The sequence below is a fragment of the Lysobacter sp. BMK333-48F3 genome (assembly GCF_019733395.1).
GTDB lineage: Bacteria > Pseudomonadota > Gammaproteobacteria > Xanthomonadales > Xanthomonadaceae > Lysobacter.
On sequence record NZ_JAIHOO010000001.1, the window covers coordinates 721484 to 737083 of the forward strand.

Below are 15600 nucleotides of genomic sequence, written 5' to 3' on the forward strand. Positions count from 1 at the left end.
AACCGAGCGCGGCGGATGCTCATGACAGTACGGCCCGGACCGGCATCGGCCGTCGTGCCGGTTCCGGGCGAACCGCGTCCGCCGCGACGCGACGACGGCGCAGCGACTCGTGTCCGGAGACCGACATGAAGACCCGCCACGTGTTCAGCACGCCCGACCTGGCCACCGCGCAGGCGACGATGGACGCCGCGCGCCAAGCCGGCGTGGACGACAACGACATCCTGCTGATCGCCCGTTCCGACATCGAGCTCGAATCGATTCCGAACGAGCGCAAGGAAGCCGACACCGACCTGATGCCCGCGGCGCTGCGCGGCGCCGGCTACGGCGGCGCGGCCGGCCTACTCGCCGGCCTGGTCGCGGTGGTGGTGACGCCGATCGGCCTGACCATCGCCGGCGCGGCGGCGGCGGCCGCCGCCGGCGCGATGGTCGGTTGCTGGGCCTCGGCGCTGATGGGCTCGGCCCTGCCCGACCCGATCCGGCGCAAGTTCGACGAGCAGATCCGCCAGGGCCGGATCCTGGTGGTCATCGACGGCGACCGCGAGCTGTTGACCCAGGCCGAAGCGAGCGTGCTCGCGCGCACCGCCGGCGCCGAGCTGTTGCCGTTCGACGCGCCCAAGGCCTTGGCCTGAGCCGCGCGCGCCTTGAGCCGTTCGCCTCGCGCCCCTCGCGCCGCGCCGCGGCGCGCACCGCCCTAACGTCCGCATAGCGCCGCGTCCGCATTGCGCGCGTGATCGCGTTTGCGTTTCCTCGCCGCGCCCGAGCCTGCGCCGCGAACTGCAGAACCGGTCGCAAGACCGGACCTTGTTCGATGTCAATCTCGGCCGGCTTTCCAACCCCGACCCGGCCATCGAACACGGAGATCCGCAATGAAACGCTCGATGCTCTCCACCGTCTGCTTCGCCGCGCTGTTCGGCGCCACCGCCGTCGCGGCGATCCATTCCGCCGCCGCATCCGCGCAGGAAGCCGGCGCCGACGCGGCCAAGGCGCCGCCGTTCACCGCCACCGAAGTCGCGCGTTTCAACGAACCCTGGGCGATGACCTTCCTGCCCGACGGCCGCCTGCTGGTTACCGAGAAGCGCGGCGTGCTGAAGCTGCAGACCATCGGCGGCAGCGCGATCACCGTCAGCGGAACGCCGGCGGTGGCCTACGGCGGCCAGGGCGGGCTCGGCGACGTGATCCTGCATCCGCAATACGCCACCAACAAGCTGATCTACATCAGCTACGCCGAGCGCGGCAGCACCACCGGCACCGCCGGCGCGACGGTGATGCGGGCCAAGCTGGGCTATGGCGCGACCGGTGCCTGGCTGACCGAAAAGCAGATCATCTGGCGCCAACCCAAGCTCAGCGGCAGCAACCACTACGGGCATCGCCTCGCCTTCGGCCCAGACCGCAAGCTGTGGATCACCTCCAGCGAGCGGCAGAAGTTCGACCCGGCGCAGGACCTGAACTCCCCGCTCGGCAAGGTCATCCGCCTCAACGACGACGGCAGCGTGCCGACCGACAACCCCTTCTACAGCCGCGGCGGCGTCGCGGCGACGGTGTGGTCCTACGGCCATCGCAACCTGCTCGGCATCGCCTTCGACTCGCAGAACCGGTTGTGGACCCACGAGATGGGCCCCCGCGGCGGCGACGAACTGAATCTGATCGAGCGCGGCAGCAACTACGGCTGGCCGCTGGTCTCGCAGGGCGATCATTACGACGGCACGCCGATCCCGCGCCACAGCACCCGCCCGGACCTCAACGCGCCGGAGAAGTGGTGGACGCCGGTGATCGCGCCGGCCGGCTTCGTGATCTACTCCGGCACCCGCTTCCCGGCCTGGAACGGCAGCGGCCTGATCGGCGGCCTGGCTTCGCAGGCGCTGATCCGAGTCACCTTCAGCGGCAGCGGCGCGGCCGAGGCCGAACGCTACGCGATGGGCAAGCGCATCCGCGAGGTCGAGCAAGGCCCGAACGGCGATGTCTGGCTGCTGGAAGACGGCACCGGGGCGCGGCTGCTGCGGCTTACGCCTTTGTAAGCAGGAGCGAGCGTATAGGAGTGAGAAGCGAGCGATTGCTTTCGCTCGCTGCTCGCTCCTCTCCGCTATTTCCTCGCTCTCACTGCGCCGCCCGCAGCGCCGGCTTGCCGGTGCCCAACGCCAACCGGTACAGCTGATGCAGCGCCTGCACCTTGGCGATGTAGTCCTGGGTTTCGCGGTACGGCGGCACGCCGCCGTAGCGCGACACGGTGCCGATGCCGGCGTTGTAGGCCGCCGCCGCCAAGGTCAGGTCGCCCTTGTAGCGGCGCATCAGGCTCTTGAGGTGGCGCGCGCCGGCGGCGATCGATTCGGCCGAGGAAAACGGATCGGTCACGCCGTATTCCTTGGCCGTTTCCGGCATCAGCTGCATCACGCCCTGGGCGCCCTTGCTCGACACCGCTTTGGCGTCGAAGCCGCTTTCGGCGTGGGCGATCGCGCGCAGCCAGGCGTCGTCGAGGCCGTTGGCCTGGGCGGCGGCGCGGAACTGGCCGGTGAACTTGTCGGTCTGCGGCTTGCCGACCTTGCCCAGGCCGGGATGGGCCGGTTCGCCCGGCGGCGTTTCGACGCTGAAGCCCATCACCCGCACCGAACCTGGCAGCTTGCGCGTGCTGTAGACGGTCTTGCCGTCCTGCTGGCGCTCGTACAGCGAGCCGTTGATGACGCCCATCTCGCCCCACAGGTTGGGCAGTTTGACCGCGTCGTCGGGAATCTCGCGCGGCTCGCAGCGCGAGCCCGGCTCCGGCGCCGTGGCCAGGCTGACAGTGCCGTCGCGCACGCAGCGGTACACGGTGCGCGCCTGCGCCGCGCCCGGCAGCGCCCAGGCCGCAACCGCCAGCACGGCGACCAGGACGGGAACGGCGGAGGCGGAACGGACGCTCATGGGGCGCGATTCTAGGCCGCGACGGCCGCCGCGCCAGCGCCGGTGGTCATGTCATGGGCGCGGCATTCACGATCGCGAAGACCGGGAGCTGAAAGCGTTCAGCCTCGCGGCCGCGGTCCAACCCCTTCATGCGACGGGGCGGCGCGGCGCACCGCCCCGTCGCCTCGCACTCAGGTGCCGGAACCGTCGCCGCTGGCCGGCGGCGGGGTCGTGGTCGCATCGGCCGGTGCGGCCTCGGCGGCCGGCGGCGTGCTCGATGCGGCCGGCGCGTCGGTGGTCTCGCCCTTGCTCGCGCAGGCGGTGAGGCCGAGCAGGCCGAACACGGCCAAGGCGTATAGCGGAGTGCGGGTATCGATCTTCATGGTGCGGTCTACCTCCGTTCGAAATCCTGGCTACGGCGCGAAGCGCCGTTCGGTGCGCGCCGTTGCGGTGCGCGTCTCGACACTGCCGTCGCCTGGATGAACCGCGCCGCCGCTGCGAATCGCATTGCGACGATTCCTTAACCCCCTACGCAGCGATCCGCGCTAGCCCCTGCGTCCGAACCGTGACCGCTTGCGCGTTCGACGGCGCCGCCGGCGCGCGGGCGCGCTGAACCCAACACAACGTTTACGAACCGACCCGGCGCCAGGCTCATGCCCCGCGGTTGGGCGCAGATGCCGCAGTGCGGATTGAAAGCCGCCGCCCGCAGGCTCTAAGGTGGGGCGGAACCGGCACGCCTGCGCTCCTTCGCAGCCTTGGCCGCATCCGCCACGAGCGAGGGGAACCATCGTTTGAGCCAGCCGACGCCGCACGCGCCCGATTCGTCCCTGCCCGCCGCCGACGCGGCCCCGATCCCGGACGACGGTCGCCCCGGCACCGTCCGCGCGGTCAGCCGCTGGCAGATCGTCGGCCTGTCGATCAACGACGTGATCGGCAGCGGCATCTATCTGTTGCCGGCCACCGCCGCCGCCCTGCTCGGCCCGGCCAGCCTGTGGGCGGTGCTGCTGGCCGGCTTCGCGGTGGCCTTGCTGGTGCTTTGCTACGCCCAGGCGGCGAGCTATTTCGACCAGCCCGGCGGCGGCTATCTGTATGCGCGCGAGGCCTTCGGCCCCTTCGCCGGCTTCGAGGTCGGCTGGATGCTGCTGGTCACCCGCATCTCCACCGCGGCCTCGCTCAGCAACGGCCTGGCCGAGGCGGTGGGGCTGTTCTGGCCGGCCGCGCGCGAAGGCGCGGCGCGGGTGTTCGTGGTCGCCGGCTCGCTCGGCCTGCTGGTGCTGATCAACGTGCTCGGCGTGCGCACCGCGGCCCGCGCCGGCGTCGCCCTGGCGATCGGCAAGCTGTTGCCGCTGCTGCTGTTCGTGGTGCTGGGCGCGTTCTATGTCGATCCCAGCCTGCTGCGCAGCGATGCGCCGATGCCGGTCGACCACCTCGGCGAAGCCGCCTTGCTGCTGCTGTTCGCCTACGCCGGTTTCGAGAACCTGCCGGCCGCCGCCGGCGAGTACCGCAACCCGCGCCGCGACGTGCCGTTCGCCTTGCTGACCATGATCGTGCTGGTCACCGTCATCTACTTCAGCGTGCAACTGGTCGCGCTCGGCACCCTGCCGGGCATCGCCCAGTCGACCAGCCCGCTGGCCGAGGCTTCGGCGCAGTTCGGCGGCACCGCCCTGGCCCTGGTGCTGACCGTGGGCGCGGCGATCTCGATCCTCGGCACCAACAGCAATACGGTGATGATGGGACCGCGCTATCTGCTGGCCCTGTCCCAGGACGGTTACGGCCCGCGCGCCCTGTCGGCGATCCACCCGCGCTTCCGCACGCCAGCGCGGGCGGTGCTGCTGCTCGGCGCGATCGCCCTGGTGCTGGCGCTGACCGGCTCGTTCAAGCAGCTGGCCCTGCTGTCGGTGGTGGCGCGGCTGTGCACCTACATCGGTACCGCGGTGTCGGTGCTGGTGCTGCAAAAGCGCCATCGCGGCCGCGAAGGCGCCCTGCACCTGCCCGGCGGCCCGCTGATTCCGCTGGCGGCGATCGTGCTGTCGCTGGGCCTGCTGGCCAGCGCCAGCACCCAGAACCTGATCGCCGCGGCGATCGCGCTGGCGATCGGCGCGGTGATCTACAAGTTCCGCCGCGCGCCGGCCGCCTGATCCGCGCCCGGGACGCGGCCGCGCGCGCAGCGCGGTCGCGTCTTCGCAGCCATAGGCGTCGTACCCGCGCCGGCGGCGCGCGCCCCCGCCCGAACGCACCGCCGGGCCGAAGCCGCCCCCTTGACCTCAACCAAAGCTGAGGTCTTAGCCTGCGCGGGTGTTCCTTCACCGAACTTCCGATGAACTCCGATATCCGATTGGCGCTGATCTACGGCAGCGTCCGCGAGGGCCGGTTCTGCGACGTGGTCGTCGACTGGGCGCAGCGCAGGATCCAGCGCCACGGCGGCTATACTGTCGAGCGCATCGACCCGCGCGACTGGCCGCTGGGCGGGCCCTCGCTGCGCGGCGACGAGGCGCGCCTGCAACAGTTGCGCCAGCGCCTGCACGCCGCCGATGCCTACCTCGTGGTCACGCCCGAGTACAACCACGGTTACCCGGCGCCGCTGAAGGCGCTGATCGACGCCTGCTACGAGCCCTGGCGGGCCAAGCCGGTGGCCTTCGTCAGCTACGGCGCCAGCTCCGGCGGGATGCGCGCGGTCGAGCAACTGCGCCAGGTCTACGGCGAACTGCATGCGGCCACCCTGCGCGACTGCGTGCACCTGATGCACGCGCGGCGCCTGTTCGGCGCCGATGGCGAACTGCGCGAACCGCAGGCCGTGCACGAGGCCATGGGCGTGCTGCTGGCGCGGCTGGGCTGGTGGGCGCGGGCCTTGCGCGATGCGCGCACCGCCCTGCCCTACGAGGCGGCCGCGTGAAATTTCCGGCGGGCCGGTGGCTCAGCGCGGCGCCGGCGCGCCGTCCGGCAAGGCCATCGACTGCAGCTGCAGGTCGTACAGCACGGCGGCGTCCTCGGGCTGCCATTCGCGGCCCTCGTGGCCGCGATAGCGCCGATGGAACGCGGCCAGCGCGGCCGCGGGGTCGCTGAGGTCGTAACCGATCAGGCGCAGCGCCGCCCACGGGTCGAAGCCGGGCGGCGGCTCGGCGCGCGGTTCGCGCGGCCACAGGCCGTAACCGGCCTGGGCCAACTGCGGCCAGGGAAACAGCACGCTCGGGTCGCTCTTGCGCCCGGGCGCGAGGTCGCCATGGGCGACGAGAGCGTGGCGCGGGATGCCCAGCCGCGAGGTGAGATCGGCGAGCAGGCGCAGCAGGCTCTGGATCTGCGCCGGCGCGAACGGCTCGCTGCCGTCGTTGTCGAGCTCGATCCCGATAGAGGCCGAGTTCAGATCGGTCAGTTCGCCCCAGCGCCCGGCCCCGGCGTGCCAGGCGCGCGCCTCGTCGGCGACCAGCTGGTAGATGCGGCCGTCCTCGCCGATCAGATAGTGCGCGCTGACCGGCCCCTGCGAGTTGCGCGTCTGCAAGGTGCGCAAGGCGCGCTCGGCGCTCTCCATCTGGGTGTGGTGCAGCACGATCAGCTGCGCCTTGCGCGCATTGTGGTTGGGCGAACCCTGCCATTGCGCCAGCGGATTGCGCGCCGGCTGCACGCTGGCGCAGCCGACGGCGAGCGATGCCGCCAGCAATACGCCGACGCCGCGCCGGGAAAATGCCGTTCCGATCATGCGAGCGATACCCTTACCGCGAACTGCAGCGACGATGGCACGAACGCGCCATCGCGGCAATTCGGTCCGGCCGCAGACGCGTGCGTGCCGGCGCCGGAGGACTTACCGACAGCCTTCCGGACCGCAAGGCGAGGCGGAGCGCCCCTGCAGCATCTGGTCGGCGTTGTTCTTGTTGGCCTCTTTCTCCGCGCGCCGCTGCGCCACCGTCTTGCACACCCGTTCGACCCGGTTGCTGCCGGTGGTGCGGATGCGCTCGCACACCAGGCGATCGTCGTCCTGCTTGCCGGCGTATTCGATCCAGGCCATGTTCAAGCGCGCCTGATCCTGTTCCTCGCCGCTCAGCTGCTCGTAGCTGCGGCCGTCCAACAGCTTCAGCAACTGGTCCTGGCGCTCGCGCACTTCCTGGCGGGTGGCGATATCGAGCTTGCCGTAAGCGCCGCGCTTGGCTTCGATATCGGCGCGGATCTGCTGCTGTTGCGTGATCACCGCCTGGGCGTCGAACGGCGTGCGTTCGGGCGCGGCAACGGCGCCGGTGCAGGCCGCGGCCAGAATCAGGGTCAGTACGAATTTGCGCATGGTTCCTTTGCCTCGTCTGTAGCGGCGCGAATGCCGCGACCGGGTCCGTCGCCGCAGCGACCCCGGCGTGTCCGTGGTTGGTGGCGCCACCGTCCCTCGGTGGCGCTTCGATCCTAACCGCGACTAGCGACACACTCCATAGGGTCTAGCGCCACGATCGGCAAAGTCATGCCTGGCCACGATTCGGCCGGGGCGGAACGCTCCGCCCCGGCCGCCGTACTCAGGGCCGCAACCAGTTGTTCGATACCGCCAGCATCGACAACAGGCGCACGCTGTCGCCGTAGTAGTCGCCGGCGCCGCTGGTGGCCATGTGGTTCCACAACCGGTCCAGCCAGGCTTGTCCGTCCGGATCCACGGTTGCGGCGACCGCGAACGGCGCGGTGAAGAACATGCTGTTGTAGTTCTCCACCACCGAACCGTCGAGCTTGTAGCCGCTGCGCACCCGCAGCGGATCGTTGCCGGTCTTGGCGCGAATCCACTGGCTGAGCTTGCGCGCTGCGGCGCGCGAGCGCGCATCGCCGCTGGCGGCGGCGTCGATGCCGATCCGCCACGGCACCCGGCCGGCGTTCCAGGAGTAATAGCCGTCGTAATCGCCTTCGAGGAACCCCGCCGGCGCCGGCCGCGCGCGGGTGTGGGTATCGACGACGAAGTCCGGCACCAGGCCGGTGCTGGCGGCGTAACGGCTTTGCATATCGGCCAGCGCGGCCTGGTGCGCGTCGAGCACGCCGGTCCAGTAGCTGTCGCCCAGGCGCGAGGCGAAGGCGCGGAAGTGGCCCATCATCCAGTCCGAGCTGCGGCTGCCGTTGTAGCGGACGGGCGATCCGGAATCGACCCAGTCGCCCAGGTGGGTGAGCTTGGTGGTCGGGTGGATGTTGCTGCGCCGGATCGCCGCGATCGTCCGCTTCGCCTCGGCCAGGTAATTGACCGTGCCGGCCGAGCCCCACTGGCGGTCGGCCAGCAACAGGGCATAGGCGATGTCCAGATCGCCGTCGGTGGCCGAGGCGGTGCCGCCGACGTTGCGGCAGGAAGCATCCTGCGCCCAGGCGGTCAGGTCCGGATCGATCTCGCTGCGATGATTGCGGTTGTAGCGGTGCAGGCCGTCGAACAAGGTCTGCGCCTCGGCGTCGCTGCCGGCCATCATCGCCGTGATCAACATGCCGTAGCCCTGGCCTTCGGAGACCACGTAGGCATCGTCGGTGTTCGCCACCACCCGGTACTCGCCGCTCTTGCAACCCGGCTTGAGGTGGCGCTGCTTCCAGGTGCGGTAGAACGACGCGGTGGACTGGTCGGCGGCGGCACGGCCGACGCTGGGGCTCAAGGTGCCGGCGACATAAGGCTGGCGATGGCTGCCGAACGGGAAGTTCGGCGCGGCCGCGGCATTGCCGGCGAACAAGGCGGCCGACAGCGCCAAGGCAAGGCCGTACAGGCCACGGCGCAACGGCGCGCGCGGGATGGATCGCGATAAGACGGGCATGGCGAGTTCTCCGAAGTGGACGGGGAGGCGAACCGCCGCACGCAACGCTCCACGCGCGACCGCACAAGACGGACGCGCGAACACTCGCGGATTCGGAAAGCGGGCGGCGACGGCGTCCGCTCGCTGACGCGGCGGACGCGAGCGCAGGCTAGCGCGCCTGTATTACGGCCACCGTGACCGCCCGTGTGAAGCCGGCTTGCCCGGCGCCACAGATCGACCTTGGTCTAGGGGGCCGGGAATGGGGAATCGGGAATCGCAAAGCAGCACATCAAGACCCGCTTCTAGCTCCTAGCTCCTAGCTTTTAGCTTTTAGCTTTTAGCTTTTTACTATTCCCTATTCCCGATTCCCGTCTTCATTCCCGCCTTCGGACCTCACTCCTTACGCACCGCATGACCGCCGAACTCATTGCGCATCGCCGCCAGCAGCTTGTCGGCGAACGAGTCTTTCTCGCGCGAGCGCAGCCGCTCCATCAGCGAGGCGGTGATCACCGGCGCGGACACGTCCAGGTCTATGGCTTCAGCCACGGTCCAGCGGCCTTCGCCGGAGTCCTCGACATAGGGCGCGATGCCGTCCAGGTGCGGGTTCTTGGCCAAGGCGTCGGCGCTGAGGTCGAGCAGCCAGGAGCGGACCACGCTGCCGTGGCGCCAGATCTGCGCGATCTGCTCCAGGTCCAGGCCGAATTCGGCCTTGCGGCCGAGGATGGCGAAGCCTTCGGCATAGGCCTGCATCAGGCCGTATTCGATGCCGTTGTGGACCATCTTGGTGTAGTGGCCGGCGCCGCTCGGGCCGACCCGGCCCCAGCCGCGTTCGGGCGCCGGCGCCAGGGTCTCGAAGATCGGCCGCAAGCGCTCCACCGCCGCCGCTTCGCCGCCGATCATCAGGCTATAGCCTTCCTTCAACCCCCAGATGCCGCCGCTGGTGCCCGAGTCGACATAGTGCAGGCCGTGCTCGGCCAGCCGCGCGGCGCGGCGCTGGGTGTCCTTGTAATTGGAATTGCCGCCGTCGACGACGGTGTCGCCCGGCGCCAGCAGCGGCAGCAGGGCGTCCAGGGTCGCATCCACCGGCGCACCGGCCGGCACCATCAGCCAGACCGCGCGCGGCGCCGGCAGGGCCGCGATCAACTCGGCCAGCGAGCCCGCCGCCTCGATGCCGCGCGCGGCGGCCTGTTCGCGAGCCGCCGCGCCGGGGTCGAAACCCACCAGCCGATGCCCGCCGCGCACCAGGCGCTCGGCCATGTTGGCGCCCATGCGACCCAGACCGACCATACCCAGTTCCATGCCGTCTCCTTCGTTGCCTTGGTTGCGCAGCGGCGTCGCCGTTGCGGGTGCGCGGCCATTGTCGTGGCGCGCGCGGTAATTCGCCGTGATCGTCCGCCACATGAGCGCGGCGCCGGCCCGCTTCAACCGCAGCGACTGCAACGCTGCGATCCAGCCCGGCCGTTGCGGCATCCCGACGTGGCCGGCAGTGCCGACGGCCGCAAAGAAAAATAAAAAAACTTCCACGCCGTTGTCGATCCGTGCAGCCTGGGTTCGTCGCCTAGGCAAGAGCGGCGATCGGGCCGCACTGACAACCCAACCTCACCGGAGTACACCCATGCGCTTCATGCTGCTGATGATTCCCCAAGGCTACGAAACCGCCGCCGCCGACGCCCAGCCCAGCGTCGAGCAGGTCGAAGCGATGACCGCCTACAACAACGCCCTGATCGAGGCCGGCGTGCTGCTCGGCGGCGAGGGCCTGCACCCGCCGGCGACCGGCGCCCGGGTCAGCTTCGCCGGCGGCAAGCCGAAAGTGGTCGACGGCCCGTTCCCGGAAGCCAAGGAAATCCTCGGCGGCTACTGGATGATCGACGTCGCCTCGCGCGAGGAGGCGATCGAGTGGGCCAAGCGCTGCCCCGGCTCGCCGAACGAGATCATCGAGGTGCGCAGGGTGCAGGAGTTCGAGGATTTCGCCCCGGAACTGCAGGCCGCCGCAGGCGTCGAAGCCCAGCGCAGTTGAAACCAGGCGGGCTTGCGCGAGTTCGGCCGGGCGAGGCGGCTCAGGCCACCTCGCGTCCGGCGCCGGCCTGCCACACCGCGTACCAGTCCTCGGCGCTCAGGCGGATCGACAGGGACGCCGCCGCCTCGCGCAGGCCCTCGATGCGGCCGCTGCCGGCGATCGGCCACGGCCGCGACGGATGCCGCAGCAGCCAGGCATAGGCCAGGGTCGCCGCACTGGCGTCGCCGTAACGCGGCGCCAACTCGGCCAGCGCCGCGCGCACCCGTTCGGCGCGCTCGTCGCCGCCGCCGAACAAACGTCCGCCGGCCAGCGGCGACCAGATCATCGGCCGCAGGCCCAGGGCCTGGCATTGGTCCAAGGTACCGTCGTCCAGCGGCGCCAGATGCAGCGGCGACCATTCGATCTGATGCGTCGCCAGCCGGTGCCGCGCATGCAGCAGGGCCAACTGCGAGGGGCTGTGGTTGGACACGCCGACATGCAGCACCTTGCCCGCGGCCTTGAGCGCCTCGAAGGTCGCCGCCAGTTCGTCGGCGTCCATCAACAGGTCGGGCCGGTGGATCAGCAGCAGATCAATGCGGTCGGTGCGCAGCGCGCGCAAGGAGTGCTCGACCGAGGCCAGGACGTGCTCGCGCGAGCTGTCGTAGGACTTGATCCGGTGCTGCGGCCGCTGCGCCGAGGTCAGCCTGATCCCGCACTTGGTCACGATGCGGAGCCGGTCGCGCAGCCCGGGCGCGGCCGCCAGCGCCTCGCCGAACAAGCCCTCGACCGAGTAGTCGCCGTAGATGTCGGCATGGTCGAAGCTGTCGATGCCCAGTTCCAGGGCCGCCTCGATCCAGCGCTGGCGCTGGGCTAGGTCGAAGTTCCAGTCGCGCATGCGCCAGACGCCGGCGACGATCGGGGAGAGTTGCAGGTTCGGCATGGGGTAAGGGCCGGGAATAGAGAATGGGGAATGGGGAATGGGCGTAGGCGGCCAGTCTAGCCGTGTCCTCATGCTCGCATCGCACGGCGCGCCACCGCCTGTAGGAGCGGCGTAAGCCGCGACCCGGGGGCCGCAGAGAATCGTCTATCGCCGTCACCGCCTTCGCCCGCGCGCAAGCCACCGCTCCCTGGTCGCATCGGCGTCGCCTTCCGCAGCGTTACAGCTCCCCCACCCGCGCCAGCAGGCCGTCGAACACCTGCTCCAGCCCCGGATGCACCCCGCGCACGCCGGCGATCACCTGCGCCGACCAGGCGAAGTACTCGCGCTTTCGCTCGACCGACCAGTCCTGCGGCGTCGCGGTCAGCAGGTCGCGCAGGTTGCAGATCTTGTCGGCCAGCTTGACCAGTTGCGCCTCGCGCGAGGCGTGGGCGGCATGCTCGACCTGCAGGCGCTTGCGCTCGGCCTTGGCCAGGCTGCGGTCGTCGCTGACTTCCGCCACCACCGCGGCGATGCGCGCGCCGAACGCGGCCTCCAGTTCGGCGGCGGTGGTGTCGGTGTCTTCCAGGGTGTCGTGCAGCAAGGCCGCGCACAGCACCACCGGATCGTCGATGCCGCCTTCGTTGGCCAACACGTCGGCCAGCGCGATCGGATGATTGATGTAGGGCGAGGCCTCGGCGTCGCGGCGCCGCTGCTGCCGATGGCGTTGCGCGGCGAAGGCGGCGGCGCGGATCAGCAAGCCGGCGACGCCGGGCTGCGGACTGCTGGGGGCAAGGCCGTTGGCGGTCGAGCTATCGGAAATCGGGCTCCTGTACACCGGGGTTCTGAACATGAGGTCTCCTGGCGGGGCATGGGTTCGCGTGCAGCCCTCGGCGCCACGCAGCGGAAGCTGCGCGGCGCGACGGGAGCGAAGGGGCGGCCGGGCGCGGAACCGCGGGGCCGTGGCCCTATTGTACGCCGCCCCGGCAGGATCAGGCCGCGACCGCAGCCAGCGCCTCGATCTCGAACAGCATGCCGTCCAGGGCCAGGCGCGGCACCGGAATCAGGGTGCAGGCCGGGCGATGCTCGCCGAACGCGGCCGCCAGTTCGGCGCCGAACACGTGCAGCCGGGCTTCGCTGTGATCGACGATCAGCACGGTCAGCTTGGCGACATCGCGCGCCTGCGCGCCGGCCGCGGCCAGCGCGGTCAGCAGATTGCGCAGCGCCTGACGCACCTGGCCCCCGAAATCGGGATCGAGCGCGCCATCGGCGGTTTCGCCGCCCTGCCCGGCGACGAACAGCCAGCGCGCCGGCGTGGACACTTCGGCCAGGTGGGAATAACCGTTCGGCGCCGGGTCGTACAGGCCGGCCGGGTTGCGAAGAGCGACAACGGAAGCGGTTGCTACAGCGTTCATGAAAATCCTTGCGCTAGCGAGAGGGATCGAATCGGATTGGCCCGGCCGAAGATTCGGCCGGTGCGACGGCATCGGCCGCCTGCATGGATACGACGATCCACCCCGAACGCCCGTGACATGCCACCTGGCTTCCGGCGCGGACCGCACCGGGCGGGCGCGCGCTCAGCGCCGGCGCTGGCTGCGCTGGTCGGCGTCGTTGCTGGCGGAGCGCTCGTCCGCCTGCCAGATCGGGGTTTGCGCATGAGCGCACAAGGCCCCGGTTTGTTCCAGCCATTGGCGCAGGCCGGCTGGATCGCGGTAGTGATGGCCGTGCGCGCCCAGTGCGGCGGCGGCGGCGACGTTGGCCTCGTCGTCGTCGACGAACAACGCATGGCCGGCCTCGACGCCGGCATAGGCGAAGGCCGCGCGCAGGCAATAGCTGTCCGGCTTGGCGTGGCCCAGTTCGCTGGAATTGACCACCGCATGGAACCGTTGCGCCAGGCCCAGCGCCTGCAAGTCGCGCGGCAGCCGCGAGGTCGCGTTGCTGACCAGCACCAGGCGCAGTTCGGGCCGGCACGCATCGAGCACGGCCAGCACCTCGCGGTCGAGTTCGCCGACCGCGGCCGACCAGCGCGCGACCGCCTGCCGGGCCTGGCTGTCGGGATGCTCGCGCTGCAGGTCCTGGGCGATGCCTTCGCGCCATTGTTCGTCGCTGATCCGGCCGAGCACCGCCGGCTCGACCCGTTCCGGCGCGAAGGCGATGCGGCGCAGGCTGCCGGCCGGCAGGCCATGCGCGGCCTCCAGTTCGGCATCGTCGTCCGGCCAACGGCGCAGCACGCCGTCGAAATCGATCAGCAGGGCGTCGAATCGCGTCACGCCGCAGTCCTCGTTGACCCGGCACCGATTATGCGCAGCCGCCGTGCTGCATGTCGTGACGGTCGCCGGACCGGCGCCTGCGTGACCGGCGTCGCAATACCGCACATCCGCGGCTGCGCGGCTGTCCGCTCACCGCCGCTTCGCCCGTGATTGATCTACCGAGGCCGCCCGCAACGCGCCGGCCATCGTTTGCGATCCCTGCCAGGACGGCACTGCCGCGACGCCCCTGCCGGGGCGCGCGGCAGGGGGTCGCGTTTGCGCCCTCGCCTGCGCTTACTTCGCCTGCGGTGCCAGCCGCTCGGCCAGATCGCGTTCGAACGCCGCATCCTGCGCCAGCAGCGCCTCGATCCGCTCGCTCGGCCACCACTGCCCACGCACGAACACACCGGCGATCCGCGACACGTGGTGGATGTCGGCCAGCGGATCGGCGTCCAACAGCACCAGATCGGCGCGCTCGCCTTCGCGCACCGCGCCGCGGCCCTGCGCCGGGTCGAACAGCCGGTGGGCGTTGATCGAGGCCGCGCGCAGCACTTCGACCGGGCTCAAGCCGATCTCGCGCAGCTCGATCATTTCCTGCTGCACCGACACGCCGAACGCCAGCCCCGGCAGGGCCGCGTCGGTGCCCACGGTCAGCGGCACGCCGCGTTTCCATAATTGCCGGGTCAGCACGCGGGCGAAGTCGTAGCCGGCGGAAAAGCTGTCGGCGCCGTCCTGGGCGCGGAAGGCCTCGCTCAGGTAGCGGTTGGCCGGCGGGATCCATTCGCGCCGGGTGACCGGATCGACCCGCTGCGCCCAGTCGCCGGGCACCGCCGGCACCGTGCGCTGCACGTACATGGCGACGATGGTCTTGAGCGTGACCAGGGTCGGGGTGACCGAGGCGCCGCTGGCGGCCACTGCCTGCGCCAGCGCGTCGACGTCGGCCGGCGCCAGGTCGCTGCCGATGCGGGCGTAACGCGCCAGTTCCTCGCTGTGGGCGATGTTGCGCAGCGGATGGGCGAAGGCGAAATCGCGGTCGGCGCAATCGGCGCAGCCCAACTCGGGCAGATGGCCGGTGGTGATCATGCCCTGCCGCTGCGCTTCCTCGATCACCGCACGATAGGTCTGGCGATTGAGGTGCTGATAGGGCTTGATGAAATCGTAGCCGCGCTCGCGCGCCCGCCGCACCGCGGCGATGCCGTCGGCGGCGACGGTCGGCGCGTCCACGGTCGAGGCCGGCGCCGCGCCTTCGGGCCGGGCCGCGACCGCCGCGCGCGGGCCGTTGATGCGCTTGCCGACGTACAGCGTCGGCCCCGGCATGCGCCCGGCGGCGATCTCGTCGCGCAGCCACAGCAGATGCTCGTCGCTGGCCGCGCTGCCGCCGAGGTTGGCCGCGCCGGTGACGCCGGCGCGCAGCAGGTTCAGCAGGATGCGGCGGTCGTAACGATGGCCCTCGCCCAGGGGCAGGCCGGCCAGCACCGGATCCTTGCTGGCGCGGATCGCGCCCTCGTTGGCCAGATGCAGGTGCGCGTCGACGAAGCCGGGCACCAGGTACCTGCCGCGCCCGTCCACCACCTCGCCGTCTTGCGGCCGCAGCGCCGCGCCGGCGTCGAGGATGCGGGCGATGCGTCCGTCGCGGATCAGCACGGTGCGGTGCCGCAGCACTTCGCCGGTGTCGGCAGGAATCACGGTGACGTCGCGCACCGCCCAGGCCGGCGCGGTCTCGGCGCGCGCGGCCGCGAAGGCCGGCGCCGCGGCCGCGCCCAGCCACAGGCCGAGGATTGCGCTCCAGGCGCGTTTGCTCATGCTGCTCTCCCGTCTTGCCCGATTCGAAGGATAGTCGCG

The 15600-nt window shown here is 70.8% G+C and carries 16 protein-coding genes; 5 read left to right on the top strand and 11 right to left on the bottom strand.

Annotation, left to right across the window (positions count from 1 at the left end; translation table 11 throughout):
- The first annotated feature begins 125 nt into the window (after positions 1–125).
- A complete protein-coding gene (locus K4L06_RS02890; RefSeq protein WP_221669960.1) occupies positions 126–629 on the top strand; it encodes a hypothetical protein in 504 nt (167 codons plus the stop codon).
- Between the two features lie 237 nt (positions 630–866).
- Positions 867–2015 (top strand): PQQ-dependent sugar dehydrogenase, encoded by a 1149-nt coding sequence (locus K4L06_RS02895; protein WP_221669961.1) that lies wholly within the window; start codon positions 867–869, stop codon positions 2013–2015.
- 79 nt (positions 2016–2094) lie between these two features.
- On the opposite strand, the gene K4L06_RS02900 is transcribed toward K4L06_RS02895, so the two are convergent.
- Together K4L06_RS02900 and K4L06_RS02905 are read right to left on the bottom strand one after the other, a co-directional pair.
- Complete coding sequence (locus K4L06_RS02900) at positions 2095–2895, bottom strand: lytic transglycosylase domain-containing protein (RefSeq protein ID WP_221669962.1); 801 nt, start codon at positions 2893–2895, stop codon at positions 2095–2097.
- Between the two features lie 170 nt (positions 2896–3065).
- The gene (locus K4L06_RS02905; RefSeq protein ID WP_064747648.1) at positions 3066–3257 is read right to left on the bottom strand and encodes a hypothetical protein; all 192 of its coding nucleotides are present in this window, start codon (positions 3255–3257) and stop codon (positions 3066–3068) included.
- Positions 3258–3725: 468 nt separating this feature from the next.
- Between K4L06_RS02905 and K4L06_RS02910 the strand changes: the two genes are divergently transcribed.
- Together K4L06_RS02910 and K4L06_RS02915 are read left to right on the top strand one after the other, a co-directional pair.
- Positions 3726–5012: an APC family permease gene (locus K4L06_RS02910; RefSeq protein WP_221673501.1), complete on the top strand. Its 1287-nt coding sequence runs from the start codon at positions 3726–3728 to the stop codon at positions 5010–5012.
- 179 nt (positions 5013–5191) lie between these two features.
- Positions 5192–5767 carry an NAD(P)H-dependent oxidoreductase gene (locus K4L06_RS02915; protein ID WP_221669963.1) on the top strand — a complete coding sequence of 192 codons (576 nt, stop codon included), beginning with the start codon at positions 5192–5194 and terminating at the stop codon, positions 5765–5767.
- Positions 5768–5788: 21 nt separating this feature from the next.
- Here K4L06_RS02915 and K4L06_RS02920 read toward each other — a convergent pair whose 3' ends face one another.
- The 4 genes from K4L06_RS02920 to gnd all read right to left on the bottom strand — a co-directional run bounded on the left by K4L06_RS02920 (position 5789) and on the right by gnd (position 10067).
- Positions 5789–6568 carry an N-acetylmuramoyl-L-alanine amidase gene (locus K4L06_RS02920; RefSeq protein WP_221669964.1) on the bottom strand — a complete coding sequence of 260 codons (780 nt, stop codon included), beginning with the start codon at positions 6566–6568 and terminating at the stop codon, positions 5789–5791.
- 102 nt (positions 6569–6670) lie between these two features.
- Complete coding sequence (locus K4L06_RS02925) at positions 6671–7144, bottom strand: hypothetical protein (RefSeq protein ID WP_221669965.1); 474 nt, start codon at positions 7142–7144, stop codon at positions 6671–6673.
- Positions 7145–7364: 220 nt separating this feature from the next.
- On the bottom strand, positions 7365–8618 hold the full coding sequence (locus K4L06_RS02930) for a glycosyl hydrolase family 8 (protein ID WP_221669966.1): 1254 nt from the start codon (positions 8616–8618) through the stop codon (positions 7365–7367).
- Positions 8619–8990: 372 nt separating this feature from the next.
- Positions 8991–10067, bottom strand: a complete 1077-nt coding sequence (gene gnd / locus K4L06_RS02935; RefSeq protein WP_343225721.1) for a phosphogluconate dehydrogenase (NAD(+)-dependent, decarboxylating) — start codon at positions 10065–10067, stop codon at positions 8991–8993.
- A gap of 145 nt (positions 10068–10212) precedes the next feature.
- On the opposite strand from gnd, the gene K4L06_RS02940 reads away from it, so the two are divergent.
- A complete protein-coding gene (locus K4L06_RS02940; protein WP_221669968.1) occupies positions 10213–10614 on the top strand; it encodes a YciI family protein in 402 nt (133 codons plus the stop codon).
- A 40-nt stretch (positions 10615–10654) separates the two neighbouring features.
- On the opposite strand, the gene K4L06_RS02945 is transcribed toward K4L06_RS02940, so the two are convergent.
- The 5 genes from K4L06_RS02945 to K4L06_RS02965 form a co-directional block, all read right to left on the bottom strand.
- Positions 10655–11533 carry an aldo/keto reductase gene (locus tag K4L06_RS02945; protein WP_221669969.1) on the bottom strand — a complete coding sequence of 293 codons (879 nt, stop codon included), beginning with the start codon at positions 11531–11533 and terminating at the stop codon, positions 10655–10657.
- A gap of 217 nt (positions 11534–11750) precedes the next feature.
- Positions 11751–12362, bottom strand: coding sequence for an HD domain-containing protein (locus tag K4L06_RS02950; protein ID WP_221669970.1), 612 nt, complete (start codon positions 12360–12362; stop codon positions 11751–11753).
- Between the two features lie 139 nt (positions 12363–12501).
- Complete coding sequence (locus K4L06_RS02955; RefSeq protein ID WP_221669971.1) at positions 12502–12924, bottom strand: RidA family protein; 423 nt, start codon at positions 12922–12924, stop codon at positions 12502–12504.
- Between the two features lie 162 nt (positions 12925–13086).
- On the bottom strand, positions 13087–13779 hold the full coding sequence (locus K4L06_RS02960) for an HAD-IA family hydrolase (protein ID WP_221669972.1): 693 nt from the start codon (positions 13777–13779) through the stop codon (positions 13087–13089).
- A gap of 273 nt (positions 13780–14052) precedes the next feature.
- Positions 14053–15561 (bottom strand): amidohydrolase family protein, encoded by a 1509-nt coding sequence (locus K4L06_RS02965; protein WP_221669973.1) that lies wholly within the window; start codon positions 15559–15561, stop codon positions 14053–14055.
- Positions 15562–15600 lie beyond the last annotated feature (39 nt).